Genomic DNA, 25,280 nt, shown 5'->3' on the forward strand with positions numbered 1-25,280 from the left:
GCACGACTTGGTGAAGGAAAAGAGCGGGCTCATCCAGGCTTCGTTCCTCGTCGGCTGGGCGCTCGGAGGTGCGTTCTTTGGACGCGTGGGCGACCTGCTCGGACGCAGCCGCGCGTTGAGCCTGACCATCCTCACCTACGCGCTGTTCACCGGGCTTTCGTTCTTCGCGCAGACGTGGTGGCAGTTGCTCATCTTCCGGTTCGTCGCGGCGCTCGGCATCGGCGGCGAATGGGCCGTCGGCTCTTCGCTGCTGTCCGAAACGTGGCCCCGCCGTTGGCGCCCGTGGATCGCCGCCGTCCTGCAAACCGGCGTGAACATCGGCGTGTTGCTCGCGTGCCTCACCACGTTCGTCATGGCGGACGTGCACCCCAAATACGTCTTCCTCGTCGGCGTGGTGCCTGCGCTTCTCGTCTTCTGGATCCGCCGCAACGTCCCCGAACCCGAGGAATGGGCCACCGCGAAGGCAGCCGCCGCGGGCGCGAGGCAGCCCGGGATCGCCGATCTCTTCGGCCCCGGGGTGCGCCGCATTACTTTCCTCACGATCATCGTCTGCGCCTGCGGACTCACGGCATGGTGGGCGTTCATGTTCTGGCACGCGCAACATCTGCGGAACCTCCCCGACCTCGCCGAGGCCGCGCGGGCGAAGTTCGCCGCCGGCGGCGCCGTGGGCGACGAGGCCAAGTGGGTCGCCGCGTTCAAGCAGCAGTGGGTCAGCATCGCCTTCTTCATCATCATCGTTTCGAGCATCCTCGGGAACTTCTTCGCCGCGGCCATCGCCAAGGCATTCGGCTATCGCCGCTCCATCGCGCTGTGCTACCTCGGCTTTGTGTGCGCGATGGCGTTGACCTTCATGCAGGAGCGTTCGTGGGAATCGCTCGTGTGGGTGTGGTTCCCGGTGGTCGGGTTCTTCTCCGGCGTGTTCGGGCTCTTCACGATGTATCTGCCGCCGCTCTTCCCGGTGCTGCTCCGCACCACCGGCGCGGGCTTCTGCTACAACATCGGCCGCATCGCCGCGGCCTTCGGTGTCTACTACTCCAGCTACCTGTCAAGCGGCGGCGACTTCAAGACCACCCTCCTCTTCGCCGCATGCCTGTTCATCCCGGCGATCTTCGTCGCGCTTTGCCTGCCCGAGCACAAGCCCGGCGGCGAGCCCGTCGCGACGATGGAGTCCAAGTCCGCCTGACATGGGCCCGCAGCGGCTCGTCATCTTCGTGAAGGCGCCGCGCGGCGGCGAAGTGAAGACCCGCCTCGCGCAATCCATCGGCCCCGAAGCCGCCTGCGCCGCCTACCGGCATCTCGTGGAAACACTCCTCGCTAACTTCGACGCTCCCCATGAACCGGATGCTCGGACACCCCTCACCCGTCCCGCTCCGAGCGGGAGCACCCTCTCCCCTCCTCCGAGGAGGGGAGAGGGATGGGGTGAGGGGTGCGCTTTGGTCAGATCCGAGGACCGAAATCGCGGCAGTTGGCAGGCCGTTGGGTCGCTCTCTAGCGGCGCAGTCTCCGGACAATCCGCAAGCCGCAAACCGCAAACCCCAATCGAACTCCGTTTCACCCCCGACGACGCGCTCGCAGAAATCCAGCCATGGCTCCGCGAAGGCTGGCGCGCGCGACCCCAGGGCGGCGGCGACTTGGGCGAACGATTGAAGCGCGCCTGCGCCGAACACTTCGCCGACGGCTGCGAACACCTCATCCTCATCGGCTCCGACTGCCCGGACGTGACGGTGGACGACATCGAGCGGGCGCGGGCGAGTTTGAAGCATTCCGACGTCGTGCTCGGCCCCGCGACCGATGGCGGCTACTGGCTCATCGGCCTGAACGCGCCGCATCTGGAACTGTTCGACGAAATCCCGTGGAGCACGGACAAAGTGCTCGCCCGGACACTGGCCCGCGCGGAACGCCTGCAACAGCGCGTGGCCCTGCTGCGCGAGTTGCGCGACGTGGACACGGTGGAGGATTGGCAGCGGCTCCACCGCCGCCCATGAAAATCGCGCCATCCCAACACCCCTCACCTCTGCTTCGGCCACCCTCGCCCCTCCGCCGTGGAGGGGAGAGATTCCACGGCCTCGAACCTTCCGCGATTTCGGCCCCACGAACCGGGTCCGCCACCCCTCACCCGTCCCGCTCCGAGCGGGATGGGGTCAGAAGTGCGGAACCGGCAGGTTCAGGGGTAGGGCCGGGGTGAGGCGCGCAACAAACCGGGATGCGCCCCGCCACCGAAGCATCGTCAAGCTCACCAAATCAAAAGCAAAACCAACCAAAATAAATCCCGAACTGTTACCCCCTTTCTAACCCCAAAAGTCTCATTATCTCCCGCGCAGTCGCTTGACCGCAGGCTTACGCCAGAATCCCCTCCGCCACCTTCCCATGCACGTCGGTCAGGCGGAAGTCGCGGCCGGCGTAGCGGTAGGTGAGTCGTTCGTGGTCAATGCCCATCAGGTGCAGCACGGTCGCGTGCAGGTCGTGCACGTGCACCTTGTTCTCGACGGCGTTCATGCCGAGTTCGTCCGACGCGCCATACACGAGGCCGCCCTTCACGCCGCCGCCCGCGAGCAGCACCGAGAACGCGGTGTGGTGGTGGTCGCGCCCGGCCTTCTTGTCCTTCTGGTTTTCGGCGTAGGGCGTGCGGCCGAATTCACCGCAGAAGATGACGAGCGTCTCGTCGAGCAGCCCGCGCTGCTTGAGGTCCGCGATGAGCGCGGCGGCGGGCTGGTCGGCGTCGGCGCAGAGTTTTTTGTGGCCTTCGTCGTGGTTGGTGTGGGTGTCCCACGGCTGGTTGCTGCCGTTGCTGGTGTAGTAAATGGTGGTGAAGCGCACGCCATCCTCCGCAAGCCGGCGCGCAAGCAGGCACGAGCGCGCGAAGGTCGAGTCGCCGTAGGCGCGGCGCACATGCTCGGGCTCGCGGCTGATGTCGAAGGTCTGCATCGCGCGTGATTGCATGTGGAAGGCGGTCTCCATCGCCTTGATCTGGCCCTCGAGTTCCGGGTCGCCGCCGCGCTGTTTGAGGTGCATGCGGTTGAGCTTCTCCAAGAGGTCGAGCCCTTCGCGCTGCTGCGTCTCGCCGATGGACGCGTTGCGGACGTTCGCGACGAGCTTGTCCACCTGCATGTCGGCGGTGACGACGCTGGTGGCCTGGAATTCGGCGGGCAGGAAGCTGTTGGACCACAGCGCCGGGCCGACGACGATCTTGGGGCTTGGCCGCAGCACGACGTAGCCGGGGAGGTTCTGGTTTTCCGAGCCAAGCCCGTAGAGCAGCCACGAGCCGAGCGAGGGGCGGATGGGCTGGATGTTGCCCGTGCACATCTGAAGCAGCGCAGGCTCGTGGTTCGGCACGTCGGTGTGCGCGGAGCGGATGACGCAGCAGTCGTCAATGACGCGCGCGAGGTTCGGCAGCGTCTCGCCGACCTCGATGCCGCTGCGGCCGTGCCTGGCGAACTGGAGCGGTGACGGCATGAAGCCGCTGCCCTTGCTCTTGCGGTAGAGTTCGCCCTCGGGCTGTTTGCCCTCGAACTTCGCGAGCGCGGGCTTCGGGTCAAAGGTGTCCACGTGCGACGGCCCGCCGTTGAGGAAGAGAAAGATGACGCGCTTGGCCCGTGGCGCGAAGTGCGGCGCCTGCGAGGCGGAACCGGTCGCGCTGCGACCAGTCGCGGCGAGCGGCCCGAGCAGACCGGCAAGCCCGACCATCCCGAAGCCCGCGGCCGTGCGCTGGAGCATCTCGCGGCGGGAGAGGAAGGAGTTCAGCGATGTCCCATTCATGCCGTGTCGTCAGTCAACATACAGGAATTCGTTCGAAGCAAACAAGAGCTGAGACCACTGCTCCCAACGCGACTGGCCCGTGGCCGCAGCGGGCTTGCGGACGAACTCAAGCGCGAGCGCAAGTTCCGACTTCTCCGGCTCGCGGCCGAACAGCAGTTTGTAGGCGAACTGCACGCGAGCTTCGTCCGTGAGCTGTTCGCTGCCCGTGACTCGCGCGGCAAAGGACTTCGCGGAGCCAATGGCGAACGGGTTGTTCAGCAGGAAAAGCTTCTGCGTCGCGGTCGTCGTGGTTGAGCGCTTCTCGGCGTGGACGTTCGCGTCCGGATAATCGAAGAGCATCAGGAAATCGTTCAACTTGAGCCGGCTCACCCGCGCATGGACGGTGCGCCGCTTGTTCGCCGCATCGTCGAGTTCGAGCGACTTGCCCCCGGCGAAATCAAGCTGCCCGCCCACGAACAGCGCGCCGTCGCGCCACTGTTCAACGGTCATGCGGCGGCGGTTCATGCGCGAAAGGAACGAGTTGTCCGGGTCGGCTGCCGTCTGCTTCGGCTCGACGACGGAGCTTTGACGATAGGTCGCAGACGTGGCCATCTCGCGCACAAGCGCCTTTACGGACCAGCCGCTGTCCATGAAGCGCGCCGCGAGGTCGTCGAGCAGTTCGGGATGCGTCGGGCGTTCGCCGCTGTGGCCGAAGTTGCTCGGCGTGGCCACGAGCGGCCTGCCAAACATCGCGCCCCAGACGCGGTTCACGATGACCCGCGCGGTGAGCGGATTCGCGCGCGAGGCGAGCGACTCGGCGAGTTCGCGCCGGCCGCTGCCGTCCTTGAACGGAGTCGGCGCGTCCTTCGACAGCACGCGCAGGAACGACCGCTCGACCACGTCGCCTTTGCGCTCGGGATTGCCGCGGAGGAAGATGTTCAAGTCCTGCGCCTTTGGGTCGTCCTCGACGATGTGCTGCGTGGCCGGGCTCATCTTGGAGGCATCACCGGGCTTCTCGCTGTTGTCTTCCTTTTCCGAAGGGCCCGCCGGGTTGCGATTGAGCATGCGGGTGCTCGCGAACACGCCGGCCATCGCGTAGTAGTCGCGCTGCGTGATGGGCTCGAACTTGTGATCGTGGCAGCGCGCACACGCGACCGTCAGCCCGAGGATCGTGCGCGTGACGGTGTCCACGCGGTCTTCCCACTCGTCCGCCATCACCTCGATGCGGTTTCGGTTGTAATACTTCGGCCCGAGCCCGAGGAATCCCAGCGCGAGAACGTCATCCGCCGATGCGCCGGAGATCTTGTCCGCGGCGACTTGCAGCCTCACGAACTGATCGTAAGGCAGGTCGCGGTTGAACGCGTTGATCACCCACTCGCGATACTTGTAGGCGTTCGGGTAAAAAAACTTCGTATCCGCGCCGACTTGATGCGCCTGATCCTCGGCGTAACGCGCGAGTGGAAGCCACAGGCTCGCGAGTCGCTCGCCAAATCGCGGTGACGCAAGCAGACGGTCAACGAGATGCTCGTATGCCTGCGGGGACTTGTCCGCGAGGAATGCGTCCACTTCCGCGGGCGTGGGCGGCAAGCCCGCGAGGTCGTAGTTCGCGCGGCGGATGAGCGTCCGGCGGTCCGCTTCTGCCGATGGCGCGAGCTTTTTCTGCTCGAGCTTCGCGAGGACGAAGTGATCGAGCGGCTGCCGCGACCACGACTTGTTCTTCACGGACGGACGCGCCTGGGCCTTGGGTTGCTGGAACGCCCAGAACTGCCGTTCTTTCGCCCAGTCGATGGCAGGTTCGGAGGTCCCCGATGTCGCGGCGAGCAGAGTCAGGCCCGACCAGCAGAGCGCGAAACCAGCCGTGAATACCGGCGAGAACCGAAGTTGGTGGTCGTTCGGGACTGGCATGCTTCAATCCAAGTGTTCGTCCAGACTAGTGGCCTTGTTTGTGCGGCACAAGGTTATGGACGTCCGCCGAGTCCGGGGCTTCACGAACTTGCGGCAGCAAGAGGCCGTGCATCTTCGCTTGACCGCTCGGCGCCCGCCCCTAGCATCCGCGCGTTCGATACGCTCCCGATGAAGGCAATCCTCGCCCTCGAAGACGGCACGGTGTTCCGCGGTTCCCCGTTCGGGTCGCGCGGCTCGGCCTGCGGCGAGGTTTGCTTCAACACCTCGATGACCGGGTATCAGGAGATTCTCACCGACCCGAGTTACAAGGGGCAAATCGTGACGATGACGTATCCGCTCATCGGCAACTATGGCGTCAACTCGCAGGACATCGAGTCGTGGCGGCCGCACGCGGCGGGCTTCGTCATCCGCGAGCTTTCGCCCGTGGTGAGCAACTGGCGCGCGGACTGGTCCCTCGCCGAGTATCTCGAGAAGAACGGCATCCCCGGCATCCAGGGCGTGGACACGCGAGCCTTGACCAAAAAGCTCCGGGTGCGCGGGGCGATGAACGGCTTCATCTCGACGGACCCCGCCGTGAGCGAGGACGATGCTGTGAAACGCGCGAAGGAGTTCGTATTCGTCGGCGTGGACTACGTGAAGGAAGTCACGCACAAGGAAGCCTTCGCGTGGGACTCGAAGGACGAGCAGAGCGCGAACTGGAATCTGGTGCGCGGCAACACCACCGCCGACGCACGCCATGTGCGCGACCCGCTTCCCGCGGCGGACGTGCCGATCGTCGCCTACGACTTCGGGATGAAATACAACATCCTGCGCCGGCTAAGACAGCGGGGATTCCGCACGCAAGTCGTTCCCGCAACCACGAGCGCGGCCGAGGCGCTCAAGCACAAGCCTGCCGGGATCTTTCTCTCGAACGGCCCCGGCGACCCTGCCGCGCTCGGCTACATCGTGCGCGAAGTGAAGACGCTCGTGGACACCGGCATTCCCATCTTCGGCATCTGCCTCGGCAACCAACTGCTCGGGCAGGCGTTTGGCGGGAGGACCTTCAAGCTCAAGTTCGGCCATCGCGGCGGCAACCAACCCGTGAAAGACCTCCGTTCCGGCCGCGTCGAAATCACCTCGCAGAACCACGGCTTCGCCGTGGACCCGCAGTCGCTGCCCGCGGACGTCGAGGTGGACCGCGTCAACCTCAACGACCAGACCGTCGAGGGCATGCGGCACCGGACCAAACCCATCTTCAGCGTGCAGTATCACCCCGAGGCCTCGCCCGGCCCGCACGACTCGACACCGCTCTTCGACGAGTTCCGGGCGATGATTGCGAAGAGCTGACCGTGATTTCGTTCCGCGCTTGCCGAAGCCGGTCGGGCCGTGACCGAATCACTCCTGGGAGCATCCCGTCGGCTCTGCTGAAGAACTTCCGCCACGCGCAGCCCGAAATCCGATCGGGCGACAACCCCCGCCGCCTGCTGCTGTCCGTGACTTTGCAGACCCACGCAACCACACTTCACACCAGGATCTTCCGCAACACGTGACCATGCACGTCCGTCAACCGGAAGTCGCGGCCGCCGAAGCGGAACGTCAACCTCTCGTGATCCATCCCCAACAGGTGCAGCACGGTCGCGTAGAGGTCGTAAATCTCGCACTTGTCCTCGATGGCGTAGTAGCCGAGTTCGTCGGTCGCGCCGTGCGTCGTGCCGCCGTTCACGCCGCCGCCAGCCAGCCACAGGCTGAAGCCGTAAGGGTTGTGGTCGCGCCCGTCGCTGCCCTGTGAGAAGGGCGTGCGCCCAAACTCCCCGCTGAAGATGATCAACGTCTCGTCGAACAGTCCGCGCGCTTTCAAGTCACGGATGAGCCCGGCGAGGCCGGTGTCCACCTGATGCGCCATCGCGCCGTGGCCCTCGCGCAGCTTGCCGTGCTGGTCCCACGGGTTCGGCGCGTTGCCCGCGCCGATGCTTTCGTTGAGGCAGCTCAACTCGACGAAGCGCACGCCGCGCTCGATAAGCCGCCGCGCGACGAGGCATTGCATCCCGTAGCTGGCGCATTGCTTGTGCGCCGAGTCGAGGCCGTAGAGTTTTTTTGTCGCTTCGCTTTCGCCGCGGATGTCGCACAGCTCCGGCACGGCCACCTGCATGCGGTAGGCCGTCTCGTAGTTGCGGATGGCGGCTTCGACCGCGGCGTCGCCGGTAGTCTGGGAAAACTTCTCGTCGAGGTCGCGGATGAAATGCAGTCGCTGCCGCTGGCGGGCGTCGGCCTCGCGAGGCTTCACGTTGGGCAGCGCGGGCTGTTTGTCCACGCGGATGACGCTGGCCTGATGCTGCGCCGGCAGGAAGCCGCTGCTGAAAAGGCCCACGCCGCCGTGCGGCGCGACCGCCCCGCCGCTTTGCAGCACCACGAAGCCCGGCAGGTCGCGGTTCTCCGTGCCAAGGCCATAGCTCACCCACGCGCCCGCGCTCGGGTGTCCCATGAACGGAAGGCCGGTGTGGAAGAAATAATTTCCCTGCGCGTGCTCGCTGACCTTGCTTGTCATGCTGCGGATGACGGCGAGGTCGTCCGCGAGCGCGGCGAGCTGCGGAAAGAGGTCGGTCATTTCGATGCCGCTCTGGCCGCGCGGGCGCGCCTCCCACGGGCTGGCCATGATGTTGCCGTTCTGGTTGAACATCGTCGGCCGCACCGGCACGGGCATCGGCTGGCCGTGGCGCTTCCTCAACTCCGGCTTCGGGTCGAACGAGTCCACGTGCGACACGCCGCCCGACATGTAGGCGAAGATGACGTGCTTTGCCCGCGGGGCGAAGTGCGGCCGCGACGGCTGCGCCGTTGAACCCGCCGTGCGCGCCTGCTCGCCCATCAACCCCGCCAGCGCCAGCGAGCCAAACCCGAGCGACGAGCGACGGAGCATCTCGCGGCGGGATACCATTGGTGTTGCCGGCACGGATTTCATTGTCATTTGTTCCCGACTCCCGACGCCGATTTCGCAAGCGACTCCTCCGACCTTCGCAACAAGTCCTCCACCCACTCCGTTCCGTTCGGCCGCACGCCGTGGCCGGTGAAGACCATGTCGGGCTTCCAAGCGAGCAGCTTCTCACGGATGGCTTTCACGACGGGACGCGCCTTCTCCGCGTCGCCCCAGCAGCGATGCACGATGTCGCTCTCGCGCTCGAAGCCGAGGCCGCCGGTGAACGCCGCGCGCTGGACGGCAAGGTCGAAGAATTCGTCCGTGGCGACAAGGCCTGCGGCCATGACCAGCCCCGGTCGCGGCGGGCGGGATCTCAACCACGAAGCCACGAAGAACACGTAGTCGGAATGGACCGCGTCCGCTCCAGCCTTTGCGGGCTTCGTGGCTTCGTGGTTTTCCTCACCGCACATAGATGAACTCCTTCAAGTTGAAGAGCGATTGCGCGAAGTCACGCCATACATTCTCGCTCGCGGCAAGGTTCTCCGCCGCGCCGTGCTCGCGCGAGAGTTCGGCGAGGTAGCGGCGGGACTTGGCCGCTTCATCGGCGGTCGGCGTTCGCGTGAAGGCACGCACAAACATGCGGCGGATGCAGGCGTCGGCGTCGGCGGTCGCTCCGTCGCGGATGAGCGACGCGGCCCATGCGCCCGCGAGGTCGATCACGAACGGGTCGTTGAGCAGCGTGAGCGATTGCGCGGGGACGTTGGTGGCATCGCGCCGGCCGAGCGTGGTGAACGGACGCGGCGCGTCGAAGGTCTCGAGGAACGGGCTGGGGTTGTTGCGCCGCACCGCAAGGTAGATGCTTCGGCGGGCGCGGTCGCCGGTCGCAACGGGCGGGCCGAATGGCGCCGAGTCGAGGCGTCCGCTGACGGCGAGCAGCGCGTCGCGGATGGACTCGGCTTCGATCCGCTGGACGCGGAAGTGCGAGAGCAACTCATTGTCCGAGTCGCGCTCGCGCGCAGCGGGCGTGGGTTCGCTCGCGAGTTGATACACGCGGCTGGTGACGAGTTCGCGGATGAGCTTCTTGAACGACCAGCCTTCGGCGACGAAGCGCGACGCGAGGTAATCGAGCAACTCCGGGTGCGTGGGCTTCTCGCCGAGGCGGCCGACGTTGTCCACGGTCGGAACGAGTCCGCGGCCGAAGAGGTGGTGCCACGTGCGGTTGACCATGACGCGGGCGGTGAGGGGATTGGATGGCGAGGCGATGGCATTGGCGAGTTCGAGGCGGCCGCTGGAGTGGGGATGGGGTCGGGCGTCTGGCGGCCGGGGGAAAAAAGGCTTTGCACCGAGGACTTCGATGAAGGCTCGCGGGACCGGGTCGGCGGGCTTCGAGTGCTCGCCGCGTGTGAAGAGGGGCGCGTCGAAGGTCGTGCCTTCGATGACGCCGGGTGCGCGGCGCGGGGCGGGAAGCTCGTGCTCCAGCCGGCGATACTCGGCGACGAGCGGCGCGACCTTGGGAAGGGATTTGAGCGAAGTCGGCAACAGGGCGCGTCGCACGAAGAAGTCGAGGAAGGCGGCCTGTTCGTTCGTCAACGTGTTGCCCGACCACGCATCGACCGCGGATTGGAGCGTTCGTTCGTAGAGCGCGGCGAGCGCAGCCGGCGACTTCAAGTCGTGGGTCGCGAAGAGCAGCAGCGCGGGCGCGGGCGGTTCGTCGCGCGGCAATTCCTTGTCGTGGAAGACCACGCGCTCGGCGGAGAACCACGAGCGGCCTTGGGGATCGCTGTTCTTTCCCAGCTTGCGCGTGAGGTCATCCGCCGTGCCGAACTCGATGTAGGCCATCGCGCCCTTGCGATACGCGGTGTCCATGCGGACCCAACCCGGATCGTCGCGTGCGAGTTCGGCCTTGGGGAAGATGGGATTCGAGCCGAGGGGATAGTTGTCCACGATCACGCGAACCATCGCGCCCTTGCCACCGGCGGCGCGGACGCTGATGAAATCCGTGGTGATCTTGAATCGCGGCGAGGTGAAGAGCCCGCCGTGCTTTTCGCTGAGCAGGTGCGAGGAAATGCCAGCCGGGAGAAGTCCCTTGAGCACGCGGTCACCCTCGGGCTCGATGGAGAAATCTCCGGAGAGCGCAAGCCCCTGGCCTACTGCATCCGGCGTCACGCCGGATGCCTTCGTGGCTTCGCGTGTTCGGCCGGCGAGGACGCCGGCGCTCCCCGGATCGAATGCGCTCCCGTTCCGGAACCATTGCGCGTCGTCGCCTTTCGCGAAGTCCCACGCAGTTGTGAACTGCGCATCATGTTCCCGTGTGGAGTTGAGTTGCTGGTGCCGGACCTTCACTAGTTCAGTCCAGCCGCTCGACAGCGCAGCCCCGTCGAGCTTGGCCAGCTTCGCCCAGGCATGGAGCGGGTTTGAGACGTTCGACTGCGCGTCCTTGAGGGCGGCGGCGAGGGAGTCGTCCGGCGTGAGTGCCTTCGTCCCGAGTTCCTCGCGCAGCTTCACGAGGTCAGCCGTGAGCGTGGCGTGCCTCGCGCGCTGCTCGGGCGTCATTGCCGCGGCGAGTTGAGCGGACGTGATGCCGGCAGGCCCGGCCTTGAAGCTGGCGGCGACATCATCAGCCGTGAGCGCGCGGTCGTAAAGGCGCGCTTCGTCAATCTCGCCGGCGAAGAAGCCGTTGCCTGCGCCCGTGTGACGGAGGCCGAGCAGCACGCGCGCGGAGCCAGCGGGGAACACATGCAACGCGGCGGCGGGCTTGTAGGACTGGCCGTAGGGCGCACCGTTCCGAAAGAGGGTGATGGTGCCGTCCGCGCGATACGCGATGGCGATGTGCACGAGTTCGCCGGGCTTTGCAGTCTCCGGTGCGCCGGCGACGGATTGCGTGCGCTTGAAAAATTCGCTGCCCGCGAGCCACTGGCGCGGGTCTTTCTCGGCGAACACGATGGAGTCGAAATGATGCGGCTGCGTCGTTTCGATGGAAATCACTCCTCCACCGCGCTGGTCGAGCGTGGCGGGCGCGACCCAAGCCTCGAGGGTTTTCTCGCGCAGGTCGCGCGGGAGCGGGGCCGTGCGGAGGAAGGAGCCCTTGCCGTCGAGCACGAGGCGCCCGTTGCGAAGCGTGGCGTTGCCGACGAGTTCGCCGTCAAGCGAGCCGCGCTGGTCACGAGTGTCAGAGTCGAAGGACCAACGGGAGATGGGCAAGGGAACGACAATCGGAGGGTGCTTGAGTGGTGGAGCCAATTCTGGGGGGACTTCCAGGGTGGCAGGCTGCGCTACCAAACGGTTTGCCAGGGCTTGATGTCGCAAGTTGTCCACTTCGCGTTCGATGCTGGCGATGCGTTTGTGGAGCGCGGCGCGTTGCGGGTCGGCGCTGGAGCCGCGGGTGAGTTGGACGATGAGTTGCGGGATGGACTCCTTCCACGAGTCCGCGAGGACGGCCTTGATCCGCGACTTGAGCGCAAGGAGTTCGGCGCGATTCTTGTTCAGCAGCTCGGGCGCGTCCACCTGCACTTGCGCGGGGCGGCTGCTCGCGAGCACACCGTAAACAGCCGTGTAGTCGCGCTGTGTGATGGGATCGAATTTGTGATCGTGGCAGCGCGCGCACGCGATCGTCAGTCCCTGAAAGGCTTTGCCGAGGACATCAATCTGGTTCTCGATGACGCGGACTTGGTCGTCGAGTGTGTCCACGGGCTGAAAGCCGTGTTCGACAAGCCGCCAGTGCGCGGGCCCGAGTGCGGATTCGTTGAGGCCGTCGCTTTTGTTCCAGCGAATCTGAGAGGCGGGCAACAGGTCGCCGGCGAGGTGCTCGCGGATGAGCTGGTCGGCAGGCACGTCGGCGTTGAAGGCGCGGATGAGGTAGTCGCGGTAGCGCCACGCGAAGGGAATCTCCGGGTCGCCCTCGCTGCCGTGCGAGTCGGCGTAGCGAACGAGGTCCATCCAGTGCCGCGCCCAGCGTTCACCAAAGGCGGGGCGGGCGAGGAGACGGTCAGTGAGATGGCCGATGGCCGATGGCCGATGGCCGATGGAAGACGCGGTGACGAACGCTTCCACCTCGGACGGAGTTGGCGGCAGACCCGTGAGCGCGAAGGTGAGTCGGCGGATGAACACGCGCGGGTCTGCATCGGGCGCGGGGGTGAGGCCGCGTTGCTCCATCTTCGCGAGGAGGAATCGGTCCACGGGATGCGCGCTCCACTTCGAGTTCTTTGGTGTCGGAATGGCCGGGTCCCTGACGGGTTGAAAACTCCACCATGACTTGCGGGCGGCAAAGTCCTCATCCCCCGCGCGCGCGAGGAGCAGCGCGCAACCGAGCACGCCGGCCGGGGCGAAGCGAAGCACGAAGCTCCGGCCGCGTCGCGGTGCGGGGAGGGCGGAGCTGCGGAACGGCACTCGGGTCATGAGACGTTGTGCAGACGGGGCGCTTGCAGCGCGTGTTCAGTCGCGCTGGAGCCGGTTGAGCGTGTAGTAGGCGACGGTGTGAAGCGGTTCGGCGCCGTCCGCGGCGCGGAGTTTGTCGTAGCGCAGTTCATAGATTCTCCCGGCGCGCAAACCGTCGGGCGCGAGGCGCACGGTCTTGCGGTCTGGCGAGAGCGCGGCGGACTTGACGGGCACGGGTGTGTTGTCCATCTGCGGCGAGCCGTAGGCTGCGCGATACAGATAATGGAAGTGCTGCAGCGACCACGTCGCGGGATCCTGCGCGAGCGCGGCGTCGAGCGGCGCGGTGAACTCGATTTCGAAGCCCTCGCGCGTGAGTTTCATCGCCTTCGCTTCAAAGGGCACGCGGCCGGTCCACACGAGCCGCTGCAATCCGTGGCCGCGTCCGCCGATGCTGCCCCAGCCGCGGTCAGTCTGCCCGACCCACAGGCTGCCGTCGGGCGCGAAAGCGAGCCGGTTGTTGCCCGCCTGAAATCCGCTGCGGAACGGATAGCACGCGCCCTGAAACTCGCCGTCCACCTTTTCGAGCGTCACACGGATCACGTTGCACTTGGTCACGTCACCGACGAGCATGTGACCGGTGAACGGGCCGAACTTGCCGGCTGTCGTGTCCACGAGCGGTTCGCTGAGCGACTGTCCCATCGTGCCGTAAGGAAACTGAATCGCGGGCAGCTTGCGGCGTTTCGTGAGTTCATCGAGGGGCGTCTTGTCTCCGGCGGCGAAGGTCGAGTCCCACTTCAGCGCCGCGGGATGGCCATGGAACGCGCCCTTGCTGACATGATGCAGGGGGCACGTGCCAACGTATTCGCCCTGGTTGTCGGTGATGAAGACCTCGCCGTCGGGTGTCATGCAGATGCCGTTCGGCGAGCGCAGTCCCGCGGACCACGGGATGAACTCGCCCTTCGGCGTGACCTTGAAGCTCCATCCGAAATACTTGCCCGGCCCGCTCACGCCGATGCCGGAAATGGCGCCGAAGAAACTGCCCTCGCGGTCGCGCACGGGCCCGAAGATGTAAGCGTGTTGACTCGCCGAGACGCCGGGGTCGGCGGTGATGGTTTCGAACGTGTCGGCGCGCCCGTCGTTGTCGATGTCGGCGATGCGCGTGAGTTCGCTGCGTTGGACGGTGAAAAACTCCCCGGGCCTGCCGGCCCAGAGTCCGAGCGGTTCTTGGAGGCCGGAGGCGAAGAGGGACCAGGACTGCGGAGCACCGATGGCCTTCCAAATCTCGCCGCGGCGGGTGCAGAGCCAAAGCGCGCCGTCCTTGGTGAAGGTCATGCCGCCCACTTCGAGCACAACGTGCGGCGGAGGAGTGACGGTTTGGAGGCTGTAGTAATGGTTCTCGCCCGCGGCGGGAAAATCTCTCGCGACGCGCTCGTTGAGTTCGCGTCGCAGCGCCGCGCCGAGCGGGCTGAGCTCGAAGTAGAACTCCGTCGGTTCGCTGACGCGGATGGAGAGGTGGTTCGTCCCGCGCTGCAGCGGGATGTAGAACGAAACGGGCTCGTTGATGTGCGCGATTTGCGTGGCGAGCCAGCCGGGCGGACCAAGTTCGCCGGGCAGCACCTTGCCGTTGAAGCGCACGGTCAGCGGCCGGCGCGCGCCGATGATGAAGGTGACCTCTTGCGGCGCGTCGGCCACGATGACGCGGTGAAGCCAGCCATTGGTCGTGTCAAACTTCCGCCAATGCGCATCGGCGCGTTGCGGGTCGGGCGACCACCGATGCTCGCGTCCGGTGGCGGAATAGCTCGCGGCAAAATCCGTGGCGCCGTCGGCGGCGAACTTCGCCTCGGCATTTCCAAGCGTCATCCACGGACCGACACGAAACGTGGTCAGTTGCTTCGCGGCCGCGTCGAGCGAGGCTTTGAGCGTGGCCTCGCGCGTGGCTTCCTTGACGTAAGCGAGCGGAGCAACGGGTGGAGTTTGCGATGCCGACGGGCCGGCTCGCGCGACACAGATCGCGCACGCCATCGCGAAGCCGGCGCGCTTCATTTGTACACGGGTAACGCTATGACAAAGATGGCGCCCCGGCCGGCTTCCGAACGTGTCCAGATGCGCCCGCCGTGGTCCTCGACAATCTTGCGGCAGATCGAGAGACCGAGCCCGGTGCCTTGTTCCTTGCCGAATGTCGCGAATGGCTCGAAAAGCCGCGAGGCCACCTCCGGCGCGATGCCGGGGCCGGTGTCCTCGACCTCCGTGATGACTTCCTTTCCGTCTGTCGAGACGCGCAGGGAGATTCGCCCGCCTCTCTTGATGGCCATCGCGTCGACGGCGTTGTTGAGCAGGTTGAAGAACAGGTGGTTGATGCGCTTCGGAGCGAGCTGGACCTGGACGGAGGGCGGCTCGGACGCGAGTTCGAGCTGCACCTTGCGCTCGAGCAACTCAACCTTCAGCTCTTCGGCAAGGGCGTGGATGTATTGGCCGTAGTCCATCGCCTCGAGCACCATCCCGCTCGGTGTGCCGCGGGTGAATTCGAGCAGTTCGTGCATCATGCTCGTGAGGCGCAGCACCTGCCGGTAGATGCGCTTGTGCGCGACTTTGCGGTTGGCGGGGCTGGTCATCTCCATGCAGGCGAGCTCTGAGGCGAGACTGATGATATTGAGCGGGGTTTTGAAATCGTGGACGATGGTGCGCGCGAACCTGCCGACGAGCGTGAGCCGCTCGGCCTGGAGCACTTCGCGGATGTATTGCCTGTTAACCTCGCGTATGCGCTGGCTGAACTCGCGGAGCAGGCTCACGCCGAGCTTGGGCGACTGGTCGAGGAGTTTGAGCAGGTCGGGGCGCGCGATGAAGAGGGCCTCGGTGTCCTGCTCGGCCATCGCAGTGGCGGAGCGTGACTCGCTGTCGAGCAGCGACATCTCGCCGAAGTAATCGCCCGTCGTAATCCGCGTGAGCACGCGCCGTTCCTGTTCGTGCACGGTCGCGGAAATGGACACGAGTCCCGATTGCACGACGTAAAGTCCGTCGCCGGGGTCGCCTTCGCGAAAGACCACCTGCCCCGCCTTGAAGCTCTTCAGTTGCGCCGTCTGCTCGAGTAACTTCAACTCGGTCGAGAACAACTCGCTGAACAGGCGGCTCTTTTCCAAGGCGGTCATTGTTGGCGGCGGCGCGTGCTTGAACGTGCCAAGGTTAGTCGCTGGCGCGCGGTCGTCCAGCCTTGAGTGTCCCGCGTTGAGGCCTTGCGGCGTCGTTGTGAATGCAATCCACGGCCGGGACCCGGCGGAGCTTGCGCAGTTCGGGACGCTGGAATTGGAGAAGGTGAGGACCGCCGCCGGGCTGCTCATGAAGCTAATGAAGACCGACGAGCAGGGCGAGAGCCTCATTGGCCGCACGATGGCTTGCTTCGGCAGCAACCTCGGCAACGCGAGCAACCACTCGCAACGCCCCAAGGTCCGGCGTGGCAGCTCCCATGCCCGGCCGGTTCACTTTCGCGACCGGTCCGAGGCGCGGCCGATGCGCTGCATGGTGGTGTTCCAATCGAGCGGCTTGCCATCCGATCCTCGCGGAATGGCAGGAATATACCGCGCGGTCAGCAAGTCGTCCCAACTCATCGCGGGCCGTTGATTCTCGTTGTAGTAGCGAACGAGAAGGCGCTGCAAATCGACCTCGATCTGGGTTGCGGTGACCGGCTCCACGCGCGCGCCTGCGGCTGGGGATTCGGCCGGTGGCGCGGGAGCACTCGGAGGTTCGGGCACGGGTGCCGGCGCCGGCGCAATCGCAGGAGCACGGGATGGAGGCGCGGCGACAACGGGTGGTGTCGCGGGTCCAGAGGGCTTGTTGCAACCGGAAACAACCGCGCTCACGGCGAGACACGCCACAACTCGAAAATGGGTTCGCATCAACTCGACTGTGACATGGGTTCGCACTGCCGGCACGGGTTAGAGGCCGGGCGGCGTGCCGTTGGCGGTCGCGAAGATGTTGTTCATGTTGTTCGTGAGCGGGAAGTTCTCCCACGTCTCCGTGTGGCCATCCACGAACACGATGTTGGCCTTGAACAGATGCCGCAATGCCGGCCCACGGTTGTTTGCGAAAACACCCGCGAGATTCGGCGCGAATGTCGTGGGCGTCGTCGTGTAACCGCCGATGGGACCGACTGCAGGATTTCTGAGGACGCCGATGTCGCCCATGAGCCAGATCTGCGTCGGGCGGTTGATGTCAATGATCCGCCGGCTTCCGAGCGGCGTCACGTTGTCCGCCTGCAACATGTAACGGATGATCGTGCTCTCGACGGGCCCGTAGCCGCCGAAGTTGAACCCGAACGTCGCCGCGCCCTGCATGTCCTGCTCGCGAACCTCGGGACAGCGCCAGACCGAGTTGATGTTCGTCCGGGTGTCGAGATCCTTCCCGAGGTAGCCGGTCGTGAGCTTCTGCCAAAACCACTGCGGCGGCGGAGTGTAAGCGTTCGTGATCGGCGGCCAGATTGCGGGCCCTTCCCACAAGGGCGGGAATCCGTCGTTGTAATCGCCCGCATACAGCAGCAGCCCCATGCCGATCTGCCGGACGTTGTTCACGCACTTGATCCCCTTGGACTTTCCCTTTGCCTTCGCAAGCGCCGGCAGGAGCATGCCCGCAAGAATCGCAATGATCGCGATGACGACGAGCAATTCGATGAGGGTAAAGCCGGTCCGCTTCCGCGAACGAAAGAAGGTGCTCTTTTGAGGCATCGGTCTGATTCGACGATGCGCTTCCAGCCATGTCGTGTCAACGGCGGAAACCGTCCCGCCCGTTGGCGGACGGTTCGTTTCGACGAAACTTCCCGACACGACTCCCATGCAAGACCTCACCAACCCAAAACTCATCTGGCTGAAGGGAATCCTCTTCCTCGCCCCTGGCATCGCCCCGGCAGCGCTGCTGATCGCGGAGGTGCCGACCGGGAAGGTCGCGTTGCTGCTCGAGCTCGCGGTGTGGTCGTTTTGCCGGGCCTGCTACTTCGCCTTCTACGTCGTCGGGCGCTACGTGGACCCATCGTTCCGTTTCTCGGGGCTGTTTTCGTTCGTCCGATACGCGCTTGCTCGCCGCCGGGGGCCAACGCCGTAACGCGCGGTTCTTGCCACGGCGATGCCCCGTCCGCAGACTCCGCGCGCGCATGTTGAATCTCGCCTCGCTCAATCCGCCGCAACGCCTCGCCGTCGAGACCCATCGCGGCCCGGTGCTCATCCTCGCCGGCGCGGGCACCGGCAAGACGCGCGTCATCACGTTCCGCATCGCGCACATGATTGAGCGCGGCATTGCGCCGGAAAACATCCTCGCCGTCACGTTCACGAACAAGGCCGCGCGCGAAATGCTCGGGCGCGTAGACGAGCTCGTGCCACGCGGCCGCGCGGGGAACAACGAACCAGCGCCACGCCCGACCATCAGCACCTTTCACTCGCTGTGCGTTCGCATTCTCCGCCACCACATCGAGAAGCTCGGCTACAAGCGCAACTTCGTGATCCACGACGAGTCCGAGCAGCTCAGCACCGTGAAGAAGATTCTCAGCCACATCTCGGTGAAGGGCGAGAAGGTGGACGCTGCCGCGGTGCTGGCGATGCTCGGAAAGCTCCGCAACGGCGGCGCGCGAACGGCGGCGTTCGCGGACGACAACGTGGCCGCGCTCGCCGGTCACATCCGCACCCGATACGAGTCCGCCCTGCGCGCGTGCAACGCGGTGGACTTCGACGATCTCATCCTGCTCACGCTGCGGCTGTTCACCGGGCATCCCGACGCGCTCGAGGCGTGCCGCGCGCGCTTCCGCTACGTGATGGTGGACGAGTATCAGGACACGAACGCCGCGCAGTTCGAACTCGTCCACGCGTTGACAAGGGACCATCGCAACCTGTGCGTCGTGGGCGACGACGACCAGTCCATCTACGGCTGGCGCGGCGCCGAGGTGGCGAACCTGCTTGATCTGGAGAAGCACTTCCCCGAGGTGAAGGTCATCAAGCTCGAGCAGAACTACCGCTCCACAAACACCATCCTTCAGGCCGCCAACGCCGTCATCCGGCACAACCCGCGCCGCCGCGGGAAGAACCTGTGGTCGCAGAAGGGTGCGGGCGCGAAGATCATGAGGCACGCGTTCTCGAACGAGGAGGAGGAGGCGCGCACGGTGGCCGAGGAGATCGAGTTCAACCGCGTCGCGCGCCGCGTGCCCTGGGGCGCGCAGGCCATCCTGTTCCGCACGAACCTCCAGTCGCGCCCCATCGAGACCGAACTGCGCAAGTCGCGGGTGCGGTATCACCTGATCGGCGGCCAGAGCTTTTTCGACCGGCGCGAGGTGCGCGACTTCCTCGCGTATCTCAAGACGTTTCTCAATCCGCATGACGACGTGAGCCTGCTGCGCATCGCCAACACGCCGGCGCGCGGCTTGAGCGACGTGACGATGGAGCGCCTGCTCGCCGCGAGCCAGGAGCGGCACTGCCCGGTCTTCGCCGCGATGCGCAACGCGGACGTGCAGGCGCAGTTCCAGACGCGAACCGGCGAGGCGATTCGTGACTTCGTTGCGTTCGTCGAGTGCACCCGCGCCGCGCTTGCACAGAATGGACACCCCTCACCCCATCCCTCTCCCCTCGTCGGACGAGAGGAGAGGGTGCTCCCGCTCGGAGCGGGACGGGTGAGGGGTGAGCGGATGGCGAGTTCATCGGCCGCGCAGGGTGAGCGGTGCAGTTCGCTGGCCTCCTGGGCCACACGCTTCCTCGACGAGACCGGCTATTGGGCCGAGTTGCGCCGTTCAGAGAAGGACGTTGATGCTGCCGAAAACCGCATCCGCAATCTGCGCGACTTGGTCGCGACCATGGACTCCGCCGGACGTGGAGAACTGTCGGCGCGTCTCGAAGCGTTCCTCGAGGACCTCACGCTCGATGCGGAGCGCGAGGAGGAGAAGGAGTCGGCAGGCGACGCCGTCACGCTCATCACCATGCACTCGTGCAAGGGGCTCGAATTCCCGCACGTCTTCATCGTGGGCTTGGAGGACGGCCTGCTGCCGCATTCGCGGTCGAAAGTCGAAGGCACGCTCGACGAGGAACGCCGGCTCTTCTACGTCGCGCTGACCCGCGCCCAGGAGACGCTCGCGCTCAGCCATTGCGGCGCCCGCCGCAAATACGGCCAGCTCGCGCCGTGTCATCCGTCGCCGTTTCTCAAGGAACTGCCGGAGGAACTGGTCGAGGACGCGGGCGCGCTGAGCCGCAAGCCAGCCAGCGCGGAGACGGCGAAGAGCTACTTCGCCGCCATGCGCGAGCAGATCGCCCGCACGCGGTGACCTGCCCATGAAGGCGCTGGCCAGTTTCCGCGCGGCGATGCTCCCGCATGAGCTCGCCTTCACGCTGTTCCTCGGAGTGACGTGGCTTCGGCTCGTGGCCACGGCGGGCTGGCTGGACGGCGACACGCTTTCGTTCCTCGCGCTGACGGCATCGTGCCTGGTTCTCGCGGCGTGGTGCCGGGCGGATGAAACCGGCTTCCGCTGGCGCGTCCGCCTGTGGGCCTACGTGGGCGTGATGACCGCGTCCTACCTCGCGTTGCGCACGGCGGCTCCCAAGTTCTCGTCCGTGCCCGGCGACGACTGGCTCGCGCAGGCCGACGCGCGGCTGTTCGGCGGCGCGCCCGTGGCGCAGAACTTCGCCTCAAGCTCCGCGCTGGCGGATGTGATGAGCCTCTGCTACGCGCTGTTTTATCCGGTCATGTTCGCGGCGCTGGTGCATTACTCGCGACGCGGTTTGCCCGCGATGAAGCGGTTCTTCGCCGGGTTCTTCACCGTGTTCGGCCTCGGCTACTTCGGCTACACGCTCCTTCCCGCGGCGGGCCCCTACTTGCTGGATTTGCAGGCGGGCGCCCCGGTTCACGGCGGCTGGCTCACGCACACGACGCTCCGCGTCGCGCTCGAATGGAGCAACCGCGCCGACTGTTTCCCGAGCCTGCACGTCGCGATCACGGCCTTCATCCTCGGTTGGGACTGGCGGCACGCGCGTCCGCGCTTCTGGGTGCAACTGCTCCCGTGCGCCGGCCTGTGGGTGTCCACCGTGTATCTGCGTTACCACTACGTGACGGATGTTGCCTCCGGGTTCGTGCTCGCGGCCGTCGTGCTGTGGAGCACGCGGCCCCGCGGAGATGATCCTGCCGCCGACAGCGCCCGACGTTGAACTTTTTCGTCGCCCGTGCTTCGAAGCCTCCGCATCCTCGCGACACCGTGCAGGAGAAACAGACCATCCTCGTGACCGGCTCGGCGGGCCGCATCGGCCGCGCGGTGGTGGCGGAACTCGTCGCGCGCGGCCACGCCGTGCGCGGCTTCGACCGCACGCCGACGCCGGGCACGCGGGACTTCATCATCGGTGACATCACGAACGCGGACGCCGTGAAGCGCGCGGCGCAGGGTGTTTCCGTGGTGATCCATCTCGCCGCCACGCCGGATGACGCGGACTTCCTCACGCAGCTTCTCCCGCCGAACATCATCGGCCTGCATCACGTGCTCGAAGCCGCGCGTCTCGCGGGCGCGCGGCGCACCGTGCTGGCGAGCAGCGGGCAGGTGAACTGGTGGCAACGCCAGCGCCAGACCGCGCCCATCAGCCCGCACGAGCCCGTCACGCCGCGCTACTGGTATGCGGCCACGAAGGTCTTCGCCGAGGCCATCGGCCAGGGCTACGCGGAGACGCACGGCATCGAGGTCATCGCCGTGCGACTCGGCTGGGTGCCGCGCGACGCCGCGCACATCGCGGAGATTTCGGCCACGGACTGGGCACAAGACGTTTACCTCAGCCCTGGCGACGCCGGCCGCTTCTTCGCCGCCGCCGTCGAAGCGCCGATGAAGGAACGCTTCGCCATTCTTTACGCGACGAGCAAGCCCGTGAACCTCCCGCGCTTCGACCTCGGGCCAACGAAGGAACTGCTTGGCTGGGAGCCGGTGGAAATGTGGCCGACGGGGGCAGACCAGTGGCGAAGTGAGGGGTGAGAAGTGCGAGGAGCGAAAGTGAAGTGATCTGGTCGGGCGCACCGTGCCCATTTGACCGTGAAAACAGGCCAAAACGCGCTGCATGCTGCAATGTGACTTACGACAACCTGTCGTGTATCAACAGTTCGCTGCAAACGTCGTAGCATGGGCATTTCGCGCAAAGCACGGATTGTTTTCGGATCGATTGTTTCCTGACTGGACTTGCACTTCGCACTTCATCCCAGCACCCAATCCGCGCCGCACCCGTCCGCAAGTTTTCGCAGCGTCGCCTTCAACTCGTCACTGACTGGAATTCCCTCGCGGCTGCGTTGCGCGAAGCACGCCTGCTCCGGGTCGCCGGCAACGAGCACCGGCTGATCCGCGTCGGCGCGCTTCGTGCCGTGCAGCGCGTCAATCAGGTCGTCCATCTCGCGCTCAAACTCGCCCGGCTCGCGGAAGCACTTCGGGTCGAGCGCGAGGTAGAACTGGCCGACGTTGTGCCGCGCGGCGTCCGGGTCGCGCTGGTTGCGGATGGCCGCGACGCTCGCGCCGGTCAACGTCGAGCACAAGATTTCCACCATCGTCGCGAGTCCGTAGCCCTTGTAGCTGCTGAGTTCCGGCGTGCCGCCGAGCGGCGTGAGCAGCACGTGCTTCATCGCCTCGCGCGCGTCGGTCACGGTCCGCCCGCGGTCGTCGAGCGCCCAGCCCGGCTCGATGGCCTTGCCGTGAAGCGCCGCGAGTTTGATCTTGTTCAGCGCCACCGTGCTCGTCGCCATGTCGAGGCAGAACGGCGGGTGCCGCTTCGCCGGCGCCGCGAACGCGATGGGATTCGTGCCCAGCATCGGCTCCGCGCCGAACGTCGGCACGATGCCCGGCCGCCATGTGGCCGTCATCGCCGCGCCGATGAAGCCGCGCTCCGGCGCGAGCAGCGCATACACGCCCGCCGCGCCGAAGTGGTTCGCGTTGCGCACGCCGACGACGCCCACGCCTGACGCGGCGCACTTCCCGATGGCCAGGCGCATCGCATTAAGCCCGGGCAGATGGCCCAGCCCGCCGTCGCCGTCAACCAGCGCCGTCACGGGCGACTCGCGGACGACGCGCACCGCGGGCTTGAGCGTGAGTTTGCCGTTGCGCCGGAACTCGTCGTAAAGCGTGAGCATCGAGATGCCGTGCGAGTCCACGCCGCGGAGGTTTGCTGCGACGAGCACGTGCGTGACGGCCTCGATGTGGTCCCCGGGCAGGCCCCACGCGTGGAGAATGGCCGCGCACTGGCGGCGGAGAAGTTCGGCGGAAACGTTCATCCGCGCTTAACTCTGCGGCGATTGCAGCGCGGCCTTGAAACGCGCGGCAAGCTGTTCGGTATGGCGCGCGAGCACGTTCAAGTCGCTGCCCACGGCGACAAACGTCGCGCCGACTTTCAACCAGTGGCGTGCATCCGCCTCGACCGGCGCGAGGATGCCCGCCGCCTTGCCCGCCTCGCGGATGCGCTTGATGGCGCTCTCGATCGTCGCGCGCACCTGCGGATTCGCCACGTCGCCGAGGTGTCCGAGCGAAGCCGCGAGGTCGCTCGGGCCGATGAAGAGGCCGTCCACACCGGGCACCGCGGCGATCTCCTCGAGGTTTTGCAGCGCGGTCGTGGTTTCGAGTTGCACGAGCACGCACATGTCGTCGTTCGCGCGCGCGAAGTAGCCCTTGTCGCGGGCGTATTTGTTTGCGCGGTGAATCGAGGCGACGCCACGGATGCCTTGCGGCGGATAGCGCGTCGCGGCCACGGCGGCCTTCGCCTCGGCTGCGTTTTGCACGTAAGGCACGAGGAGGTTTTGCACGCCGATGTCGAGGAAGCGCTTGAGCAGCACCATGTCATTCCACGCGGGCCGCAGCACGGGCACGGCGGTGCCGCCGGTCATCGCCTGGAGCTGGCTGAAAATCATCGGCAGCTCGTTGGGCGCGTGCTCGGTGTCGAGCAGCAGCCAGTCGAAGCCCGCGCCCGCCGTGACCTCGGTGGCGACGTTGCTGCACAGGTTCGCCCAGAGGCCGATCTGCACCTTGCCCTCGCGCAGCGCCTGCTTGAACGGGTTTGTCGTTTGTCGCGTGAATGCCGCTGCCATGTGTGAACCGAGTTGGCGCGAGGATTGTGGGGGCCCGTGGTGAAGTAAAGCCTTGAACCGCCCTGCCCGAAGTGGGATTCAACCCGCGACTCATGAGTTCCACCACCCGCAAATTGCGCGGCGTCCTCCCCGTCTTCCAGACGCCCTTCCACGCCGACGAGACGATTGACCTCGCCACGCTCGAACGCGAAATCGCGTGGCTCCACGACTGCGGCGCGCACGGCATCGTCATGGCGATGGTGTCGGAGACGTTGCGCCTCAGCAGCGAAGAGCGCGAGCAACTCGCCGAGGCCGCGTGCAAGTCCGGCCGCGCGCGTGGCGTGGTTGTCATCAGCGTCGGCGCGGAATCGAGCAAGGTCGCCGAGCGCTACGCCCGGCACGCCGAGTCCGTCGGCGCGGACGCGGTGATGGCCATTCCGCCCGTGTCCGTGGGCATCGGAGAAGCGGAGTTGCTCGCCTACTACCGGCGCATCCTCTCAGCCATCCGCATCCCCGTCATCGTGCAAGACGCGAGCGGCTACGTCGGCAAGCCCATGCCCATCGCCATGCAGGCCCGGCTGCTCGACGAGTTCGGCCCCGACCGCGTGCTCTACAAGCCCGAGGCCAGCCCCATCGGCCCGAAGCTCTCCGAGCTGCGCGACGCCACGGCCGGACGCGCGCGCGTCTTCGAGGGCACCGGCGGCATCGCGCTCGTGGACTCCTTCCGGCGCGGCATCGTCGGCACCATGCCCGCGGCGGACCTCATTCGCGGCCTCGTCCCGCTCTGGCGCGCGCTGGAAGCCGGCGACACCGCGCGCGCCGACCGCATCCACGGCCCGCTCGCCGCGCTCATCTCGATGCAGACCAGCCTCGACGCCTTCCTCGCCGTGGAGAAACACCTGCTCGTCCGCCAGGGCATCTTCAAGAACACGCTTGTGCGCGGCCCCGTCGGCTTCCGCCTCGACGACGAAACCAAGCGTGAAGTGGAACGGTTGTTTGACCGGATGATTGAAGCGGCGGACTCAAATTCTTAGCCACGGATGAAACACGGATTGAACACCGATGAAGAACGCTCTGTCGGCCAGGCTTCGTCTTTTTTTTCCATCCGTGTTTTGTCTGTGTTCAATCCGTGGCTAAACCAAATCAGCCATGACCATTGACGTCCACTCGCACTACTGGCGGTTCCCGGCGGACTTCTCCGCCGACTTCATCCGGCAGGCGCAACGGGCGCGCGGCGGGCAACCGGTGGACTTGCGCGTCAGCTTCGAGGACTACGCGGCCAGCGCGCCGGCGGACACGCGCACCATCGTCTTCGGCGGCAAGGCGCGCCTGAGCGGCTTGC

20 protein-coding genes are annotated in these 25,280 nt (G+C 66.2%); 9 read left to right on the plus strand and 11 right to left on the minus strand.

Going from position 1 to position 25,280, the window contains the following annotated elements; genetic code table 11:
* A partial coding sequence (locus tag FJ386_11175; protein ID MBM3877268.1) for an MFS transporter occupies positions 1–1,183 on the plus strand: 1,183 nt, incomplete at its 5' end.
* A 1-nt stretch (position 1,184) separates the two neighbouring features.
* Complete coding sequence (locus FJ386_11180) at positions 1,185–1,985, plus strand: glycosyltransferase (protein MBM3877269.1); 801 nt, start codon at positions 1,185–1,187, stop codon at positions 1,983–1,985.
* Positions 1,986–2,337: 352 nt separating this feature from the next.
* On the opposite strand, the gene FJ386_11185 is transcribed toward FJ386_11180, so the two are convergent.
* Together FJ386_11185 and FJ386_11190 are read right to left on the minus strand one after the other, a co-directional pair.
* Complete coding sequence (locus tag FJ386_11185; protein MBM3877270.1) at positions 2,338–3,714, minus strand: DUF1501 domain-containing protein; 1,377 nt, start codon at positions 3,712–3,714, stop codon at positions 2,338–2,340.
* Positions 3,715–3,765: 51 nt separating this feature from the next.
* On the minus strand, positions 3,766–5,640 hold the full coding sequence (locus tag FJ386_11190; GenBank protein MBM3877271.1) for a DUF1549 domain-containing protein: 1,875 nt from the start codon (positions 5,638–5,640) through the stop codon (positions 3,766–3,768).
* A 168-nt stretch (positions 5,641–5,808) separates the two neighbouring features.
* On the opposite strand from FJ386_11190, the gene carA reads away from it, so the two are divergent.
* On the plus strand, positions 5,809–6,966 hold the full coding sequence (gene carA, locus FJ386_11195; protein MBM3877272.1) for a glutamine-hydrolyzing carbamoyl-phosphate synthase small subunit: 1,158 nt from the start codon (positions 5,809–5,811) through the stop codon (positions 6,964–6,966).
* A 175-nt stretch (positions 6,967–7,141) separates the two neighbouring features.
* Here carA and FJ386_11200 read toward each other — a convergent pair whose 3' ends face one another.
* The 7 genes from FJ386_11200 to FJ386_11230 form a co-directional block, all read right to left on the minus strand.
* On the minus strand, positions 7,142–8,581 hold the full coding sequence (locus tag FJ386_11200; GenBank protein MBM3877273.1) for a DUF1501 domain-containing protein: 1,440 nt from the start codon (positions 8,579–8,581) through the stop codon (positions 7,142–7,144).
* The gene (locus FJ386_11205; protein ID MBM3877274.1) at positions 8,578–8,874 is read right to left on the minus strand and encodes a hypothetical protein; all 297 of its coding nucleotides are present in this window, start codon (positions 8,872–8,874) and stop codon (positions 8,578–8,580) included. The genes FJ386_11200 and FJ386_11205 overlap by 4 nt, the downstream gene beginning before the upstream one ends.
* 115 nt (positions 8,875–8,989) lie before the next feature.
* Positions 8,990–12,925 carry a DUF1553 domain-containing protein gene (locus FJ386_11210; GenBank protein MBM3877275.1) on the minus strand — a complete coding sequence of 1,312 codons (3,936 nt, stop codon included), beginning with the start codon at positions 12,923–12,925 and terminating at the stop codon, positions 8,990–8,992.
* 36 nt (positions 12,926–12,961) lie between these two features.
* Positions 12,962–14,947 carry a hypothetical protein gene (locus tag FJ386_11215; protein ID MBM3877276.1) on the minus strand — a complete coding sequence of 662 codons (1,986 nt, stop codon included), beginning with the start codon at positions 14,945–14,947 and terminating at the stop codon, positions 12,962–12,964.
* Positions 14,944–16,278 (minus strand): cyclic nucleotide-binding domain-containing protein, encoded by a 1,335-nt coding sequence (locus tag FJ386_11220; GenBank protein MBM3877277.1) that lies wholly within the window; start codon positions 16,276–16,278, stop codon positions 14,944–14,946. Before FJ386_11220 ends, FJ386_11215 begins: the two co-directional genes overlap by 4 nt.
* Before the next feature lie 99 nt (positions 16,279–16,377).
* A complete protein-coding gene (locus tag FJ386_11225) occupies positions 16,378–16,590 on the minus strand; it encodes a hypothetical protein (GenBank protein ID MBM3877278.1) in 213 nt (70 codons plus the stop codon).
* 243 nt (positions 16,591–16,833) lie between these two features.
* Positions 16,834–17,619 (minus strand): type II secretion system protein, encoded by a 786-nt coding sequence (locus tag FJ386_11230; GenBank protein ID MBM3877279.1) that lies wholly within the window; start codon positions 17,617–17,619, stop codon positions 16,834–16,836.
* A 106-nt stretch (positions 17,620–17,725) separates the two neighbouring features.
* Here FJ386_11230 and FJ386_11235 point away from each other — a divergent pair, with 106 nt between their 5' ends.
* From FJ386_11235 to FJ386_11250, 4 genes are read left to right on the plus strand one after another with little or no spacing between them, the layout of a single operon-like run.
* Complete coding sequence (locus tag FJ386_11235) at positions 17,726–17,992, plus strand: hypothetical protein (GenBank protein MBM3877280.1); 267 nt, start codon at positions 17,726–17,728, stop codon at positions 17,990–17,992.
* 49 nt (positions 17,993–18,041) lie between these two features.
* The gene (locus FJ386_11240) at positions 18,042–20,189 is read left to right on the plus strand and encodes a DNA helicase UvrD (protein MBM3877281.1); all 2,148 of its coding nucleotides are present in this window, start codon (positions 18,042–18,044) and stop codon (positions 20,187–20,189) included.
* Between the two features lie 7 nt (positions 20,190–20,196).
* Positions 20,197–21,066, plus strand: a complete 870-nt coding sequence (locus tag FJ386_11245; protein ID MBM3877282.1) for a phosphatase PAP2 family protein — start codon at positions 20,197–20,199, stop codon at positions 21,064–21,066.
* The gene (locus FJ386_11250; protein MBM3877283.1) at positions 21,063–21,872 is read left to right on the plus strand and encodes an NAD(P)-dependent oxidoreductase; all 810 of its coding nucleotides are present in this window, start codon (positions 21,063–21,065) and stop codon (positions 21,870–21,872) included. Before FJ386_11245 ends, FJ386_11250 begins: the two co-directional genes overlap by 4 nt.
* Before the next feature lie 215 nt (positions 21,873–22,087).
* Here the strand turns inward: FJ386_11250 and FJ386_11255 are convergent, their stop codons facing one another.
* Positions 22,088–23,152, minus strand: coding sequence for an Ldh family oxidoreductase (locus FJ386_11255; GenBank protein MBM3877284.1), 1,065 nt, complete (start codon positions 23,150–23,152; stop codon positions 22,088–22,090).
* A 6-nt stretch (positions 23,153–23,158) separates the two neighbouring features.
* Entirely contained in the window at positions 23,159–23,959 is an 801-nt protein-coding gene (locus FJ386_11260; protein MBM3877285.1) for an HpcH/HpaI aldolase/citrate lyase family protein, read from the minus strand.
* 92 nt (positions 23,960–24,051) lie between these two features.
* Here FJ386_11260 and FJ386_11265 point away from each other — a divergent pair, with 92 nt between their 5' ends.
* Together FJ386_11265 and FJ386_11270 are read left to right on the plus strand one after the other, a co-directional pair.
* Entirely contained in the window at positions 24,052–24,972 is a 921-nt protein-coding gene (locus FJ386_11265) for a dihydrodipicolinate synthase family protein (protein MBM3877286.1), read from the plus strand.
* Between the two features lie 115 nt (positions 24,973–25,087).
* Positions 25,088–25,280 (plus strand): amidohydrolase (locus FJ386_11270; protein ID MBM3877287.1); only part of this gene is annotated, 193 nt, incomplete at its 3' end.

The sequence above is a fragment of the Verrucomicrobiota bacterium genome (genome assembly GCA_016871675.1).
Classification (GTDB): domain Bacteria; phylum Verrucomicrobiota; class Verrucomicrobiia; order Limisphaerales; family VHCN01; genus VHCN01.

Excerpts from the sequence above, each read along its gene's own strand:
- FJ386_11180 (MBM3877269.1), top strand. The coding sequence starts at position 1,185 with ATGGGCCCGCAGCGGCTCGTCATCTTCGTGAAGGCGCCGCGCGGCGGC.
- FJ386_11185 (MBM3877270.1), bottom strand. The coding sequence starts at position 3,714 with ATGCTCCAGCGCACGGCCGCGGGCTTCGGGATGGTCGGGCTTGCCGGT.
- FJ386_11190 (MBM3877271.1), bottom strand. The coding sequence starts at position 5,640 with ATGCCAGTCCCGAACGACCACCAACTTCGGTTCTCGCCGGTATTCACG.
- carA (MBM3877272.1), top strand. The coding sequence starts at position 5,809 with ATGAAGGCAATCCTCGCCCTCGAAGACGGCACGGTGTTCCGCGGTTCC.
- FJ386_11200 (MBM3877273.1), bottom strand. The coding sequence starts at position 8,581 with ATGACAATGAAATCCGTGCCGGCAACACCAATGGTATCCCGCCGCGAG.
- FJ386_11205 (MBM3877274.1), bottom strand. The coding sequence starts at position 8,874 with ATGGCCGCAGGCCTTGTCGCCACGGACGAATTCTTCGACCTTGCCGTC.
- FJ386_11210 (MBM3877275.1), bottom strand. The coding sequence starts at position 12,925 with ATGACCCGAGTGCCGTTCCGCAGCTCCGCCCTCCCCGCACCGCGACGC.
- FJ386_11215 (MBM3877276.1), bottom strand. The coding sequence starts at position 14,947 with ATGAAGCGCGCCGGCTTCGCGATGGCGTGCGCGATCTGTGTCGCGCGA.
- FJ386_11220 (MBM3877277.1), bottom strand. The coding sequence starts at position 16,278 with ATGAGGCTCTCGCCCTGCTCGTCGGTCTTCATTAGCTTCATGAGCAGC.
- FJ386_11230 (MBM3877279.1), bottom strand. The coding sequence starts at position 17,619 with ATGCCTCAAAAGAGCACCTTCTTTCGTTCGCGGAAGCGGACCGGCTTT.
- FJ386_11235 (MBM3877280.1), top strand. The coding sequence starts at position 17,726 with ATGCAAGACCTCACCAACCCAAAACTCATCTGGCTGAAGGGAATCCTC.
- FJ386_11240 (MBM3877281.1), top strand. The coding sequence starts at position 18,042 with ATGTTGAATCTCGCCTCGCTCAATCCGCCGCAACGCCTCGCCGTCGAG.
- FJ386_11245 (MBM3877282.1), top strand. The coding sequence starts at position 20,197 with ATGAAGGCGCTGGCCAGTTTCCGCGCGGCGATGCTCCCGCATGAGCTC.
- FJ386_11255 (MBM3877284.1), bottom strand. The coding sequence starts at position 23,152 with ATGAACGTTTCCGCCGAACTTCTCCGCCGCCAGTGCGCGGCCATTCTC.
- FJ386_11260 (MBM3877285.1), bottom strand. The coding sequence starts at position 23,959 with ATGGCAGCGGCATTCACGCGACAAACGACAAACCCGTTCAAGCAGGCG.
- FJ386_11265 (MBM3877286.1), top strand. The coding sequence starts at position 24,052 with ATGAGTTCCACCACCCGCAAATTGCGCGGCGTCCTCCCCGTCTTCCAG.